Origin of the sequence: Serinicoccus sediminis (genome assembly GCF_004153545.1) — a bacterium.
Taxonomy (GTDB): Bacteria; Actinomycetota; Actinomycetes; order Actinomycetales; family Dermatophilaceae; genus Ornithinicoccus; species Ornithinicoccus sediminis_A.
In genome coordinates, this window is the sequence record NZ_SDVA01000008.1 from 120,573 (window position 1) to 135,877 (window position 15,305).

The following is a 15,305-nucleotide window of genomic DNA, read 5'->3' on the forward strand; positions in this document are numbered from 1 at the left end:
GCCCCGCGCGGGTGGCCGAGGCTGGGGTCGGCCGGGCGTGGAGTGCAGCTCGCCGAGGACTGGGATCAGTCCGGCGTGCGCTGCCGGCCGGGGGCTGCGCCGGACTCCGGCGCGGTCCTCGTCGGTGAGCTGCGTGCCGGGGCTCGGGCCTGCTGCCCACCGGAGGCCGACGCGGGCGCCTCGTGGTCGTCGCCGACCGGGATGACCTGCAGACCCTCGGGGCCGACGAGGAGGACGGCGGACCGTCCCGCCACCGGCTCCAGGCGGGTCACGAGGTCCTCGACCGTCATCGGACCCGCCCCGGGCTCGTCGTCGCGGACGTCCTCGCGCTCCAGCACGCGCACGTGCGCCCCGGTGCGCCGGCGGAGCTCCTCGGCCCACGGGTGAGGACCGGGCCGGTGGGCCGCCGGTCGGGAGGGGAGCACCAGCAGCAGCTGCCGGCCCTCCTCGGAGGACGACGCCCGCGTGTCGCCGGGGGACGTGGCCGGCGAGCTCTCTGGGCTGTGCTCGCGGTCGTCGCGGAAGATGCTCCAGTGGTATGCCGTGAGGAGGCTGGCGGTCACCAGCACCCCGAGCGCGTACCGCACCGCCCGGAGGGTCTCGGTGCCGAGGCGGCCGCCGAGGGCGTCCTCGAGCACAAGGTAGACGAGGGTGAGCAGGGAGCCCACGGCGGTGACCGCTGCCACCCCGAACAGCACGAGGAGGTAGCTGCGGCGGGTGGGGGAGGCCAGCTCGGCCTCCGGGTCCGCCGCCCGGGCGCGCTGGGCCTGGCGCCAGTGGCGCCACCAGACCGGTAGCCCGACGGCGAGCAGGACGGTGGTGGCCAGGAGCGTGTTGACCGCCGACCCCGCGGTCAGCAGGTCCGCGTCACCGGCGAGGGCCTCGACGAGCGTGACGATGACCAGCACCAGACCTGCCGCCGCCGCCAGCAGGCCGATGGCGGCCAGGAGGTACTCGTAGACCCTCCGCACCTCGCTCCGGGGCCGCGCGCCGGAGGTCCGGTCCGCGTCCCCGAGGTCCAGCACGGTCTGGTGGTACCGCCACACGAGCAGGCCCACCACGCTCACGCCGACCTCGAGGGGCAACGGCCGGAAGTGCTGGGACGCCGAGGTGGCCACCGGGTCGCCGAGCCACCAGACGAGCAGGTCATACCCGACGCGGCTCGCCCCGACGATCGCCATGACGAGGCCGCCGCCCACGCCGGCGAGCAGCACCAGCGCCAGCCAGGGTGTGTCCCGGGGGCCGGCCACGCTGCGGACCAGCCAGTGCCACACCCAGACGACGCCGCCCACGAGGGCCACGGCGGCGGCCACCAGGATGTCGTCCAGGCGGGTGGAGACCAGAGAGTTCTCGGTCGAGGTCAGCGCGCGCAGCGAGCTGCCGGTCAGCCGGGCCAGGCCGGTCACCGCCACGCCGAGCCCGATGAGCGAGCCGACCAGGTCGAGGGCACGGACCGAGCGTGCCCGCACCGGCCGTTCCCCCCACCACCGGTAGCCGACGTAGACGGCCGTCCAGACCAGGCCTTGCGCCACCGCGGAGCCGTCGAGGCGTTCGGGCCCCACCAGCGCCGAGAGCGCCCGGATCCAGCCGACCACCGCCACGACCAGCGCGATCAGCCCGCCGGCGAGCACGGCGAGGGACCACCCCACCGAGCGGGCCTCCCGGTCGTCGGTGCGGAGCCGCCGCGCCGACCACCACGCGAGGACGGCCCACACGGGCAGGGCGATGAGGACGAAGGTGAGCTGCAGGGCGAGCTGCTGGTCGTCGCGCTCGAGGGTGGCGCCCCGCTCGAGCAGCCGGCCGAGCAGGCCGGTCAGCCCGGACGCGGCGGCGACGAGCATGCCGGTGAGCAGCAGGTACTGGAAGAACCGCCGGACGGCCGTGCCGGTGATCTCCGGGGGCGCACCGTGACCGGACACGGCGTCGGCGCGCCGACGCACCAGGGCGAGCACCCCGGTGACCAGCGCCACGACCAGCCCGACGACGACGAGCAGCGAGAGTGCGGCGACGATCACCGGCCGTCACCCACCGGGGAGCGCCCGCAGTCGTACGCGGGCCAGGGGCTGCCCGTCAGCCGCCAGCCGTCGGCGACCCGCTCCAGCCGCAGCACGTGCTCCTCCGCCCACTCCTCGACCTGCACCGGGCCGTCGTCCCCCCGGACGATCTCGATGGTCACCCGGGCCGTGGAGCCCTGCGGCGCACCGACCCCGTCGTCGTCGGACCCGCCGTCGACCTCGGTCTCGACGAGCACGATGCGGGCGTCACGGTCGACAAAGCCCTGCTCGAGGTCGGCGGTCGTGCACTCCGACGACGGTGCGAGCAGGTCCGCGGCGGCCTCGTAGTCGCGGTCGTGGACCGCCTGGACGTAGTCCTGGACCGCGCGGCCCGGCGAGCCGGAGGGCTGCTGGCTGGGCTCGCGGACCACCGAGACGACGGCGGCCACGACCGCGAGCGCGACGAGCGCGCCGACGGCGGCGAGCAGCAGACGGGTCGCCCTGTTGTCCATGTCTGATCATCCCACCCAGGGGCGTAGCGTGGCCATGTCCTGACCCGAGGCGAGGAGACGCCGTGCCCACCGACGAACCGACGCACTCCACCGAGCGCGCCGACGGACCCGAACCCGCCGACCCGAGGGTGCTCGTGCTGTCCAACGCGGGCGCCGGCTCCTCCCAGGAGGAGGTGGTGAGGGAGGTGTGCCGCGAGCTCGACTCCTGCTCGGACGGCGGCCTCGAGGTCGTCACGCCCGGGGACGACGAGGAGTATGCCGCGGCCGTCGCCACCGCGGTCGGGCGCGACGTGGTCGTCATGGGTGGGGACGGCTCGGTGCACCGCTTCCTGCAGGCGGTGCACGACCAGGACCTGCTGGGTCGCATCGGCGCCGTCGGGGTGGTGCCGCTCGGCACCGGCAACGACCTGGCGCGCGGCGCCGGCATCCCGCTGGACCCGCAGGAGGCGGCGCGGGTGGCGGTGGGCGGCGCCCGCACCCCGCGCGGCCTCCTGGTGGACGACGCCGGTGAGGTCGTCGTCAATGTCGTGCACGCCGGGGTGGCGGCCGAGGCGACCGCGCACGCCAGCGAGGTCAAGGGCGTGCTGGGCAAGGCCGGCTACGCGTGGGGTGCGCTGCGCGCGGGGCTGACCTCCAAGGGCTGGCACCTGCAGGTGCTCGTCGACGGGGAGGCCATCGCCGAGGACGAGCGACCCGAGCTCATGGTGAGCCTGGCGCTGGGCAGCTCGGTGGGGGGCGGCACCCCCGTCGCGCCGCACGCGCGCGCCGACGACGGGACGGTGGAGGTCGTCGTGGCTCACGGCGTGTCGCCCCTGCAGCGGGTCAGCTTCGCGCTCGACCTGCGCAAGGGCAGGCACACCCGGCGCGAGGACGTCACCCTCACGTCGGGGCGGGAGGTCGTCGTCCGGGCCGAGCGTGAGGTGGACGCCTTCCGGATCAACACCGACGGCGAGGTCGAGGAGCAGCGGGTCACGGAGCGCTCCTGGCGGCTGCTGGACCAGGGCTGGGCCCTGCGCGTGCCGGAGGGGTCGAGAGGCGACCGGGGCTGACGCGCCGACCCCTCGCGCGCAGACCCGTCGCGCGCGGACCCGCCCCGCGCGGACTCAGCTGCCCGGGACCGCCCGCGGCTCGGCATACCCGAAGAGCTCGCCGTCACCGAGCGCGTTGCGGTCGTTGCCGTAGGTCGGCAGGCCGCCGGCCTGGCGGAGCAGGTGCGCGGTGTGCATGAGGTTCCAGCTCATGATGGTGGCGTTGCGGCGGGTGAAGTCGTTGTCGAACCCGACTGGGCGCCCGCTGTCCTGCGGGTCGCCGTAGGAGGGGCCGGGCCCGATCTCGCCGAGCCAGCCGCAGTCCGCCTGGGGCGGGATGACCAGGCCGAGGTGCTGCATCGCGAAGAGCAGCGACATGGACGTGTGCTTGACGCCGTCCTCGTTGCCGGTGATGACGGCTCCGCCGACCTTGCCGTAGAAGATCGACTGCCCGCGGTCGTTGAGCATCCCGGACATGGCGTAGAGACGCTCGACGACCCGGCGGCAGACCGACGACTCCTCGCCCAGCCACAGCGGCGTGCCGACGACGAGGATGTCGGCGGCCTCGACCCGCGGCCACAGCTCCGGCCAGGCGTCGTCGTCCCACCCGTGCTCGCGCATGTCCGGCTGCACGCCCGGCGCGATGCGGTGGTCGACCGCGTGGAGCCGGTCGACCTCGACCCCCGCGCCGGCCATGAGGTGGTCGACGACGTCGAGCAGCCGGCCGGTGTGCGACGCCTCGGCGTCCGGGGTCAGCGAGCAGTTGACGAGCAGGGCGCGCAGACCCTCGTAGTTCGGTGTGTCCATGGTGGTCCTCCTGGGCAGGGGCGGGGGTCGCCGGTCCAGCCTGCCACGCCCCACGACCGTCGCGCCGCGATCGTGGTGAGGGGGAGGTGCGTGGTGTCAGGCGGGTCACCCGGGGGTGTCCGGCAGGTCCGTGCCCCGTCGTGACCGAACCCCACGTAAGGTGTGCGGCACCCACGCTCTCAACGAGGAGACACGTATGCCACACACCCCGATGTCCCGCCGATCCCTGCTCGGCTGGGGCAGCCTGGCCGCCCTGGGCGCGACCGTGACCGGCACCGGCGCAGCGCAGGCCGACGCGCAGTACCCGAACCCGGGCAACCAGACGCCGCTGGCGGCGATCCGCTCCTACGGCGACATGGTCACCCAGCTGCAGCGGCTGGAGAGCACCAGCCGCTACCCCGTGACCGTGCGGACCCTGTCGGAGATCGGCACCGCCGAGTCGCTCAGCGAGCAGGGCCGCGAGCTGTATGTCGCGACCGTCGGGACGGGTGACACCCCGATCTGGGTGCAGGGCCGCATCCACGGCAACGAGCCCTACGGGCTGGACTCCACCATGACCGTGCTGAAGAACCTCGCGACGAGCGGCAAGCGGGAGTGGCAGCAGATCCGCGACGAGTTCACCGTCCACGTCATCCCCTGCTACAACCCGGACGGCTCGGAGGCCAACATCCGCGAGACCATCCTCTGGGACCGCGCGGCCGACGCGCCCCGGCTGGACGCGAACGGCAACCAGCAGCGGGTGGACCTCAACCGCGACTGGGCTCCGGACCGCTTCGTGGCCCGTGAGTCCCTCGCGTGGTACGAGTACTGGGCCATGGTGCAGCCGGCCTACGCCCTCGACATCCACCACCAGGGCCTCAAGACCGACCGGGAGACCGGCGACGCGATCACCTTCTCGCTCGGGATCTCGCTGGCGCCCGGTGGCCCCACACTGCCCGGCATCGAGGGCGGGCTCTACGACGTGCAGACGCGGCAGATGCAGAGCCACGTGTGGCTGGAGACCGAGCGCTACGGCTTCATCAGCACCGACAAGTACGACGTGGGGTACGGGACCGTCATCGACATCCGGGGTGGTGTGGTCTCGGCGATGATGCTGGGGCTGGACTACCAGGGGATGAACCCGAGCGGGCACTCCAACCCGGCCGTGTTCTTCGAGACCTCGGGCAACACCCGCGACGGCAGCATCGGGCACAAGGCGCGCGGCAAGATGGTCCGCCAGAACGTCCTCGGTCTGACTGCCTGGCTGGAGGGCCTCGCCAGCGGGGAGATCTTCGACGTCGACCCGACCATCTGGGACGACCAGATCCCCGGCACCCCGGTGCTGCAGTACTTCACCGACTGGGGCGGCATCATCCCGGCCTGACGCACGGCAGACGTCGGGCCCGGCGCCACCTCGCGTGGTGTCGGGCCCGACTCGTCCCTCCGGTGGCCGGGCGGGCCGGGCCGGCCCTGGCGGTGCTGTCGACGCTCAGCGTGCGGCGCGTGCCGACGTCGACTCCCGGGGCTGCAGCGTCCAGGGCACGACGGGGTGCTCGGGCGGCCCGGTCCACCCCTCGATGCGGCGGACCAGCAGGTCCAGGACGCTGCCGGTGAGGGCGTCGAGGTCGGGGGACACCGTGGTGAGCGACGGGGCGTGGAAGCGACCCTCCGCGATGTCGTCGAAGCCGCCGACCGCGATGTCGTCGGGGACCCGGACGCGCGCCTCGTGGCAGGCCCGCAGGGCACCCACGGCCAGGAGGTCGTTGAAGGCGAAGACGGCGTCGGGCCGGCGGTCGTCCGGCAGGTCCAGCAGCCGTCGCATCCCCCGGTAGCCCTCGTCCCGGCCGAAGCCGTCGACGGTGACGACGCGCTCGTCCGGCAGCTCGACGCCGGCGTCGCGCGCGGCCTCGGCGAAGCCCTCGAGGCGGACCGATGCCGTGCCCTCGCGCGTCTGCCGGCCGATGACCGCCCAGCGGTGCCGTCCCTGCTGCCGGAAGTGCTCGCCCATGGCCCGGGACGCCGCGACCGAGTCCACCGCCACGTGGTCGAACTGCGTGGGGGTGCGGCGCTCGCCGAGCAGCACCAGGGGTATGTCGTCGGTCCGGGCGGCGATCTCCTCGGCCGACAGCGCCAGGGGGCTGAAGACGACCCCGTCGACCATGTGCGAGCGCATCCCGGACAGGACCAGGCGCTCCTGGTCCGGGTCGGCCCCGGTGATGTCGAGGAGCAGGAGGAAGCCGCGCCGGGTGGCCTCGTCGGAGAGCCGGGCGGCCAGCTCGGCGAAGTAGGGGGAGTCCAGCTGGGGGACCGCCAGCGCGATGAACCCACCGCGTCCGTGCTTGAGCTGGCGGGCCGCCAGGTTGGGCCGGTAGCCCAGCTGGGTGAGGGAGGCCTGGACGCGCTCGCGCATGGCCGCGCTCACGTTGGGGTGGTCGTTGACGACGTTGGAGACGGTCTTCACCGAGACGCCCGCATGCTGCGCGACGTCCTTGAGTCTGACCGGCATGCGGCCCATCGTAGGCCCAGGCGGACTCCGGACACACCGACGACCTGACCTCTTTACAACGGTGGAAAGGCACGGCATACTCGCTGTCGACCGTGGTGGTTATCCGTTGTAAACGAGGACAAGGACGTCTCATGCCCCAGCCGACCCGCTCTCCGTTCACCCGCCGTTCGTTCCTGTCCCTGGCGGCCGCCGGGGGCATGAGCGCGACCGTGGCCGCCTGCGGCGGCGGCAGCTCCCCGCGTGACGCGGGCGGGTCGGGCCAGGCCGCCGCGACGGGGGACGGCGGCGCCGGCGGGTACGACGGTCCGCAGATGGACCTGACGTTCTGGAACGGCTTCACCGGCGGGGACGGCCCGACGATGAAGGCTCTCGTCGACCAGTTCAACGCCGAGCACGCCAACATCGCGGTGACGATGACGACGATGCAGTGGGCGGACTACTACGCCAAGCTGCCGACGGCGGTGTCCTCGGGCAACGGCCCGGACGTCGGCATCATGCACGTGGACTCGGTGGCCACGAACGCCGCCCGCAACGTCATCCAGCCCCTCGACGACGTGGCGAGCGCCCTGCAGCTGGCCGAGTCCGACTTCGCCACGGTCCCCTGGCAGGCCGGTCTCTACGACGGCAAGCGCTACGCGATCCCGCTCGACGTGCACCCGCTCGGCTTCTACTACAACAAGACGGTCATGGAGGAGGCCGGGCTCGACCCGGAGGCCCCCCCGACCGACGCCACCTCCTACATGGACGCCCTGGAGGCGCTGAAGAACGCCGGCATCGAGGGCCACTGGGCCAGCCCCTTCCCCTTCACCGGCGGGCTGAGCGTGCAGAGCCTCGTCTACCAGTTCGGCGGCAGCCTGTTCACCGAGGACGGTGCCAGCGTGACCTGGGCCGAGGACCCCGGGGTCGAGGCCCTGACCTGGTGGGTCGACCTCATCGAGCAGGGCTACTCGCCCGCCAAGGTCGACCAGGACGCCGACTACATCGCGCTGAAGAACGGCAAGACCGCCTTCAACTGGAACGGCATCTGGCAGATCAACGACCTCAAGCAGACCGACCTCGAGTGGGGTGTCGCGGCGCTGCCCACCATCGGTGGGACGCCGGCCGCCTGGGCCGGCTCGCACCAGTTCGTGCTGCCCGTGCAGAAGTCGTCGGACAGCGACCGGGCCCAGGCGTCGCGCGTCTTCCTCAACTGGATCAGCGAGCAGTCCCAGGCCTGGGCCGAGGCGGGCCAGGTGCCGGCCCGCAACAGCGCGCGGGAGTCGGCCGAGTTCCAGGACCTCCCCGAGCAGACCGAGCTCGCCAGCCAGATCGACGACCTGCACTTCCTGCCGACCGTGCCCGGCATCGGCGACTCGATGAGCGAGTTCGACAAGGCGCTCAACGCGGCCACCCTCGGTGGCACCGACCCGGCGAAGGCCCTGGCCGACTCCGCCGAGCGGGCGCAGAAGATCCTGGACGACAACGCCGCGAAGTACGGCGGCTGACCCGTGGCGGTGGCGCTGCGACTCGGCACCAGCCGGCGCGAGGGCTCGCCCTGGCTGCCCTACCTCTTCCTCGCGCCCTACCTCCTGCTCTTCGTCACGTTCGTGGCCGTCCCGGCGGTCTTCGGGCTCTGGATCAGCCTGCACGACTGGGACTACATGCTCGACTCCCAGCTCTTCGTCGGGCTGGGCAACTACGCGGACCTGTTCGACCCCACGTCGGTGATCTACCCCGACTTCTGGAACGGTATGCAGAACACCCTCGTCTTCACCCTGGCGAGCGTGCCCTTCCTGGTCGCCCTGCCGCTGCTGCTGGCGCTGCTGCTGCACCAGAAGTTCCCCGGCCGCACCTTCTTCCGGGCCATGTTCTTCGCGCCCTACGTGCTCGGGGTCGCCGTCATCGGCCTGATGTGGCGCTACCTGCTCGACGCCAACTTCGGGCTGGTGAACAGCCTGCTGGGCACCGACATCGCGTGGACGACCTCCCAGCCCTGGGCGTGGGTCGGTCTCGTCGCCGTCACCGTCTGGTGGACCATGGGCTTCAACGCCATCATCTACCTGGCGGGCCTCGGTGACATCCCGGTCGAGCACTACGAGGCAGCCTCGCTCGACGGCGCCAGCTGGTGGCAGAAGTTCCGCTACGTCACGCTGCCCGGCCTGCGTCCGGTGCTGGTCTTCGTCGTCGTCATCACGGTGCTGGCCAGCGCCAACATGTTCGGTCAGTCCTACATCGTCACGCAGGGCGGACCGACGCAGTCCACCCAGACCGCCATCATGGTCATCACCGACCTCGGCCTGTCCCGCTTCCAGATGGGGGCGGCGGCCGCCGAGAGCTACCTGCTGGCGCTGTTCCTGGCCGTGGTCTCGGTCCTCAACTTCTGGCTGCTTCGGGACCGTGACGCCGCGCAGCAGCGCCGCGAGGCCCGCGCGCAGCGCCGGGCGGTGACCCGATGAGCAGGACCGCGCGCAACCCCCTGCTCTGGCTGCTCCTCACGCTGCTGTCGGTCGTCTTCCTGGGCCCCCTGGTCGTCATGGTCCTGACCTCGTTCAAGACGACGGGGGAGTCGCAGGCGGTGCCGCCGACGATCTGGCCGGGGGAGTGGACGACGCGGGCCTACGACGTGCTGCTGTCCAGCCCGGACAACCCGGTGCTGCGGTGGTTCGCCAACTCCATGATGGCCGCGACCGCGCACGCGCTCCTGGTCGTCCTGGTCGCCTCGATGGCGGGCTACGCCTTCGCCCGGATGGAGTTCGCGGGTCGGCGGGTCCTCTTCGGGATCGTCCTGTCGACGATGTTCGTCCCGGGCTTCATCTTCCTCATGCCCAACTTCCTCATCCTGGACAGCTTCGGCTGGCTGGACACCCTGCTCGCCATCGTGGTGCCGGGCGCCGCCGGGGCGTTCGGGGTGTTCTTCATGCGGCAGTTCTTCCTCTCGCTGCCCAAGGAGTACGAGGAGAGCGCGCGCATCGACGGCGCCGGGGCGTTCACCACGTTCTTCCGGATCGTCCTGCCGAACGCCATGCCCGCGATGGTCACGCTGCTGGTCCTGAGCTTCCTGGCGAACTGGAACGACTTCGTCTGGCCGCTCTACGTGCTCTTCAACGACGACAGCCTCACCCTGCCCATCGGCCTCACCAAGCTGCAGGGCGCCTACACCATCGACTACCCCGTCATCATGGCCGGCGCGGCGATCGCGTCCCTGCCGGTCCTGGTGCTCTACGTCTTCGTCCAGCGCTACGTCATCGACGGCGTCGCGAGCTCCGGCGTCAAGGGCTGAGCCCGGTGACCCGCAGCGCACCACCCACCAGGAGATCCGCATGAGGCCCATCACCCCACGTCGCACCCTCGCTTCCGGTGTCGCGGCGCTCGTGCTCATGACCGGCCCCGGCCTCACGGCCCCGGTCACGGCGGCGCCCGAGGAGGAAGGGACGACCTACACCAACGCCGTGTCCGAGTCCTTCGCCGACACCTACGCCGACCCCGCGGTCATCCAGGGCAAGGACGGGTGGTGGTACGCCTACGCCACGGCCGACCCGCTGCGTGCGGGGGACGAGCCGGGGGTGGGTCACATCGCACGCACCCGGGACTGGGCGAGCTGGGACTACGTCGGCACGATCTTCGACGAGACCAACCGCCCCTCCTGGGCCGAGAGCTCGGCCGGGCTGTGGGCCCCGGACATCCGCTACGTCGACGGGCAGTACGTCCTCTACTTCACGGTCACCGACACCACCCTCAACCCCGGCGAGGACTCCGCCATCGGTGTGGCCACGGCCGACGACCCCGGCGGTCCCTGGGTGCCCGCCGACGAGCCCGTCGTCCCACCGCGGTCGCTGGACGACGGCCGCTTCCTGTGGACCTTCGACCCGGCCGGGTTCACCAGCACCGACGGCCGCCAGTGGCTCTACTACGGCTCCTACTTCGGCGGCCTGCAGGTCACCGAGGTGAGCGCGGACGGGCTCACACCCATCGGTGAGCCCACCCAGGTGGCGATCGGGGACCGGTACGAGGGCGCTTACGTCGTCGAGCACGACGGGTGGTACTACCTCATGGGGTCCTCGGCCAACTGCTGCGCCGGACCGGCCACCGGGTACTCCGTCTTCGCCGGGCGCTCCCGCGACCCGCGCGGGCCGTTCCTGGACGCGGAGGGCCTGGACCTGAACGCCTCCGTCACCGGCGGCACGACGGTGCTCACGCAGAACGGCAACAGCTGGGTCGGGGCCGGGCACCACGCCGTCCTCACCGACGCGGCCGGCCAGGACTTCGTCGTCTACCACGCGATCGACAAGGACGAGCCCTGGCTGACCGACCCCTTCGGCATCAACCGGCGCCCGATGCTGCTGGACCGCCTCGACTGGATCGACGGGTGGCCGCGCACCCGCGCCGGCGCCGGCCCCTCCGAGGGTCCCCAGCCGCTGCCGGTGACCGACTCCGTCCTCGGGGGCGACCCCGCCGACCCGACCACCGGCTTCGACGGGATGCGGCAGGGGCAGGACCCGCAGGGAGGGAGCATCGGGGTCGTCGACGGCACCGCAGCCAGCGGGGTGGCGGCGCCGGCGGGCGGGGCCCGGGTGCGGCTGGACGTGCGCGCGGAGGACACCGTGACGCTCACCCTGGGGGAGCACCCCAAGAGGGTCCGGGTCACTTACGACGGCGGGGCCGGCGAGCTGCGCACGGCCGTCGTCATGGGCGCCCGGAAGGTGGTCGAGGAGTCGGTCGCCCCGCTGCCCGCCGGGCAGGGATGGCGCACGCTGACGGTCGAGGCGGCCGGACGCACCGCGGACGCCCAGGTGTCCGCGTCCGACCTCAACGACCCGATGGCCGTGACCGGCACCTCCTTCCCCGGCTTCTCCCTCCGCGCGGCGCCCGTCCTGCTGACCGGGGACGGCGCCCGGGTCGACAACGTCGGGGTGCAGACCCCGGCCGAGCCCGTGACCCAGGCGGTGCCGGACCCCGAGCCGGGCGAGGTCCTCTTCCGCGACACCTTCGACGGGGGCGTGGCCCCCTCCTGGGAGTGGGTGCGCCCGGAGGAGGGCATCCGTGCCGAGGGCGGCGACCTGGTGTGGCCGCTGCGGTCGGTCGACGCCGTCGGTGGCGCCAACACCGGGGCCCTGCTGCTGCGGGACATGCCGGACGGTGACTGGATCGCCGAGACCGAGCTCACCCTGGACCTCGGCGAGGACACCGTGCGCAACTACCAGCAGGCGGGGCTCATCGTCCACGAGGATGACGACGACTTCGCCCGCCTGGGGTCGGTGGCCATCTGGAACACCCGCACCGTCGAGTTCGGTCGGGAGCTCGCGGTCGCCGAGGGTGACGAGCGGACGATCTACGCCGGCGCGATCATCGGTGCCCCGGCGCCGACGATGTCCATGCGGATCGCGCACACCACGAACGCCGAGGGCGAGCACGTCTACCGCGCCGGCATCAGCAGGGACGGCACGTCCTGGGCGTGGGGTGCCGCGTGGACCTTCCCGGGGGACGCCGACCCCCGCCTCGGGCTCTACGCCGGCGGCGGCGCGGAACCGCCGGTCGACGCCCGCTTCCACGAGCTGACCGTCTACGAGCCGGCGCCGTGAGGCGGGGGCCGAGGACGGGCGGCATACCGCTGCTCCTCCTCGTCCTCGCCGGGTGCGCGGCGGGGACGGGCCCGGACGCCGCGACGGACCAGACCACCGACCACACGACCGAGAGCGAGGCCGACGCCGTGTCCGCAGGCACCGGGTTCACCAACCCCGTCCACCCGACCAACTTCCCCGACCCGCACATCGTGGCCGACGGGCAGGGCGGGTACATCGCCTTCGCCACCAACGGCAACGCGATGAACGTCCAGACCGCGACGAGCGAGGACATGGTGACCTGGCGGCAGGGCAGCGACGCGCTGCCGACGCTGCCGGGCTGGTCGACCCCGGGCAAGGTGTGGGCGCCGGAGACGATCGCCTGGCCGGACGGGACCTACCGCATGTACTACACGACGGCGCTGGCCGGCGAGGACCGGCAGTGCATCGCGGTGGCGACCTCGGACACCCCGGCCGGGCCCTACGTCGACGGGTCGACCGAGCCGCTGCTGTGCGAGGTCGACGAGGGCGGCTCCATCGACACCAGCCCGTTCATCGCCTCCGACGGCACCGCCTACCTGTACTGGAAGAACGACGGCAACCACGTCGGGGTCGACACCTTCATCCGGGTGGCGCGCCTGTCCGCGGACGGCCTCTCCGTCGAGGGCGGAACCACCGACGTGCTCCAGCAGGACCTGCCCTGGGAGGACATGCTCGTCGAGGGCCCGTCGGTGTGGGAGCACGACGGCCGGTTCCACCTCTTCTACTCCGGCAACGGCTTCTGGACCGACCGGTATGCCGTCGGCCACGCCGTGGCGGACGACCCCACCGGACCGTTCGTCAAGGACGAGGAGCCGGTCCTCGTGAGCAACGACGTCGCCGCCGGCCCGGGGCACAACTCGCTCATCGAGGTCGGTGGCCAGGTGTGGATGGTCTACCACGCCTGGGTGCCGGGGGCCGTCGGTGACGAGGTGACCGGGCGCCAGATGTGGCTGTCCAGGGTGGACTTCACCGCGGACGGCGGCGTCGAGGTGGAGCAGCCCACCGTGCAGCACCCGGTCGCGCCGGAGGCGGGGGAGTGAGCACGCAGGAGGTTCCCCGTCCCGAGCACCCGCGTCCGCAGTCCGTCCGCCCGGACGGGCGCTGGCTCAGCCTCAACGGCACGTGGGGCTTCGAGCGCGACCCCGGGGACTCCGGGCTGGAGCGGGGTCTGGTGCGCCGGGAGCTGGCCAGCACCATCCTCGTCCCCTTCGCCCCCGAGTCGGCGATGTCCGGCGTCGGCGACCTCGACTTCCACGAGGCCGTCTGGTACCGCCGCACCGTCGAGCTGCCGCAGGACTGGCCCGAGGACGCGCGCGTCCTGCTGCACTGCCAGGCGGTCGACCACGACGCCACCGTCTGGGTGGACGGCCTCGAAGTGGGGCGGCACCGCGGCGGGCACACGACCTTCACCCTCGACCTGACCTCGACGCTGGGCGGACGGCGCAGCGCGGAGGTGGTCATCCGGGCGCGCGACCCCCGGCACGAGCTGCTGCCCCGGGGCAAGCAGTCCACCTGGTTCGACGCCACCCACGCGCAGTACCCGAGGACGACCGGCATCTGGCAGCCCGTGTGGATCGAGTCCGTCCCGCAGAGGTACCTGGGGCGTCCCCGCATCACGCCCGACGCCTCGGGGGCCTTCGACGTCGAGCTGCCGGTGCTGCACGGCATACCGGGGCAGCGGGTGAGGGCGACCCTGCGCGACGCGGAGGGCGACGTCGTGGTGGGCGAGGCGCCGGTCGGTGCGCAGATGGTGCCGCGGGTCCGGTTGGAGGTCCCGCCGGGGCGCCGCCGGTGGTGGGGGCCGCGCGACCCGCACCTCTACGACCTGGGGCTGGAGCTCGTGGGTCGGGACGGGCAGGTCGTCGACACGCTGGACGCGTACGCCGGGCTGCGGACCGTCGCCGTCGACGGGCACCGGATCCTGCTCAACGGTCGGCCGGTCTTCCAGCGCCTGGTCCTGGACCAGGGCTACTGGCCGGACTCGCTCATGACGGCGCCCAGCGAGGAGGCCCTCGTGGCGGACATCGAGCTGGGGCTGGCAGCGGGATTCAACGGCGCCCGCATCCACCAGAAGATCGCCGAGGAACGCTTCCTGTTCCACTGCGACCGGCTCGGCTACCTCGTCTGGGGCGAGTTCCCCGACTGGGGCGTGTCGGGGGCCGGGCCGGCGGGGGACAACCAGCGACCGGGGGCGACCTTCGTCGCGCAGTGGGTGGAGGCGGTGGAGCGCGACTACTCCCACCCCTCGATCGTCGGCTGGTGCCCGCTCAACGAGACGCACCAGTTCCTGCACGACCGCTTCACGGTGCTGGACGACGTCACCCTGGCGATGTTCTGGGCGACCAAGGGCGTCGACCGGACCCGGCCCGTGGTCGACGCGTCCGGCTACAGCCACCGGGTGGCGGCCACCGACGTCTGGGACAGCCACGACTACGCCCAGGACCCAGGGGTCTTCGCCGAGCACATGGCGGGCCTCGCCGACGGGCGGCCGCACACGAACACCGGCCGGAACACCGGGGCGTGCCAGGACGGTGCGCCGGACTACTCCCTGCCCTACGCCGGTCAGCCCTACTTCTGCAGCGAGTACGGCGGGATCTGGTGGGTGCCCGAGGCGGAGCGCTCACGGGCCGACGAGACCGACGACTCCGGCGAGTCCTGGGGCTACGGCGAGCGGGTCCGCGACGAGGAGGAGTTCTACGCACGGGCGGAGGGGCTCACCCGGGTGCTGGACCAGGACCCGCTGATGTTCGGCTACTGCTACACCCAGCTGACCGACGTCTTCCAGGAGAAGAACGGCATCTACGCCTTCGACCGGTCGCCGAAGTTCGACGCCGAGCGGCTGCGGACCATCTTCGCCGCCGACGCGGCCTACGAGCAGGAGGCTGACTAGGCTGACCGCC

General features: G+C 72.6%; 12 protein-coding genes. 8 read left to right on the plus strand and 4 right to left on the minus strand.

Translation table 11 applies throughout. From position 1 onward, the window contains the following. Positions 1–65: 65 nt before the first annotated feature. Both EUS26_RS09375 and EUS26_RS16930 read right to left on the minus strand, forming a co-directional pair. Entirely contained in the window at positions 66–2,015 is a 1,950-nt protein-coding gene (locus EUS26_RS09375; protein WP_130013446.1) for a DUF5671 domain-containing protein, read from the minus strand. Continuing rightward, positions 2,012–2,506, minus strand: coding sequence for a hypothetical protein (locus tag EUS26_RS16930; protein WP_165368565.1), 495 nt, complete (start codon positions 2,504–2,506; stop codon positions 2,012–2,014). Before EUS26_RS16930 ends, EUS26_RS09375 begins: the two co-directional genes overlap by 4 nt. Positions 2,507–2,568: 62 nt before the next feature. On the opposite strand from EUS26_RS16930, the gene EUS26_RS09385 reads away from it, so the two are divergent. Then, positions 2,569–3,555: a diacylglycerol/lipid kinase family protein gene (locus EUS26_RS09385; RefSeq protein ID WP_165368566.1), complete on the plus strand. Its 987-nt coding sequence runs from the start codon at positions 2,569–2,571 to the stop codon at positions 3,553–3,555. A gap of 54 nt (positions 3,556–3,609) precedes the next feature. Here the strand turns inward: EUS26_RS09385 and EUS26_RS09390 are convergent, their stop codons facing one another. Beyond that, positions 3,610–4,341, minus strand: a complete 732-nt coding sequence (locus tag EUS26_RS09390; RefSeq protein WP_130013452.1) for a flavodoxin family protein — start codon at positions 4,339–4,341, stop codon at positions 3,610–3,612. 196 nt (positions 4,342–4,537) lie between these two features. Between EUS26_RS09390 and EUS26_RS09395 the strand changes: the two genes are divergently transcribed. After that, on the plus strand, positions 4,538–5,704 hold the full coding sequence (locus EUS26_RS09395) for a M14 family zinc carboxypeptidase (RefSeq protein WP_238148889.1): 1,167 nt from the start codon (positions 4,538–4,540) through the stop codon (positions 5,702–5,704). 105 nt (positions 5,705–5,809) lie between these two features. On the opposite strand, the gene EUS26_RS09400 is transcribed toward EUS26_RS09395, so the two are convergent. Next, complete coding sequence (locus EUS26_RS09400; RefSeq protein WP_130013453.1) at positions 5,810–6,826, minus strand: LacI family DNA-binding transcriptional regulator; 1,017 nt, start codon at positions 6,824–6,826, stop codon at positions 5,810–5,812. A 131-nt stretch (positions 6,827–6,957) separates the two neighbouring features. Between EUS26_RS09400 and EUS26_RS09405 the strand changes: the two genes are divergently transcribed. From EUS26_RS09405 to EUS26_RS09430, 6 genes are read left to right on the plus strand one after another with little or no spacing between them, the layout of a single operon-like run. Then, positions 6,958–8,310: an ABC transporter substrate-binding protein gene (locus EUS26_RS09405; protein ID WP_130013455.1), complete on the plus strand. Its 1,353-nt coding sequence runs from the start codon at positions 6,958–6,960 to the stop codon at positions 8,308–8,310. A gap of 9 nt (positions 8,311–8,319) precedes the next feature. Next, entirely contained in the window at positions 8,320–9,261 is a 942-nt protein-coding gene (locus tag EUS26_RS09410) for a carbohydrate ABC transporter permease (protein WP_238148890.1), read from the plus strand. Beyond that, complete coding sequence (locus EUS26_RS09415) at positions 9,258–10,085, plus strand: carbohydrate ABC transporter permease (RefSeq protein WP_130013457.1); 828 nt, start codon at positions 9,258–9,260, stop codon at positions 10,083–10,085. Before EUS26_RS09410 ends, EUS26_RS09415 begins: the two co-directional genes overlap by 4 nt. Positions 10,086–10,125: 40 nt before the next feature. After that, entirely contained in the window at positions 10,126–12,384 is a 2,259-nt protein-coding gene (locus tag EUS26_RS09420; RefSeq protein WP_130013459.1) for a glycoside hydrolase family 43 protein, read from the plus strand. Continuing rightward, complete coding sequence (locus tag EUS26_RS09425) at positions 12,381–13,445, plus strand: glycoside hydrolase family 43 protein (RefSeq protein ID WP_238148891.1); 1,065 nt, start codon at positions 12,381–12,383, stop codon at positions 13,443–13,445. Before EUS26_RS09420 ends, EUS26_RS09425 begins: the two co-directional genes overlap by 4 nt. Then, on the plus strand, positions 13,442–15,295 hold the full coding sequence (locus EUS26_RS09430; protein ID WP_130013461.1) for a glycoside hydrolase family 2 protein: 1,854 nt from the start codon (positions 13,442–13,444) through the stop codon (positions 15,293–15,295). Before EUS26_RS09425 ends, EUS26_RS09430 begins: the two co-directional genes overlap by 4 nt. Positions 15,296–15,305 lie beyond the last annotated feature (10 nt).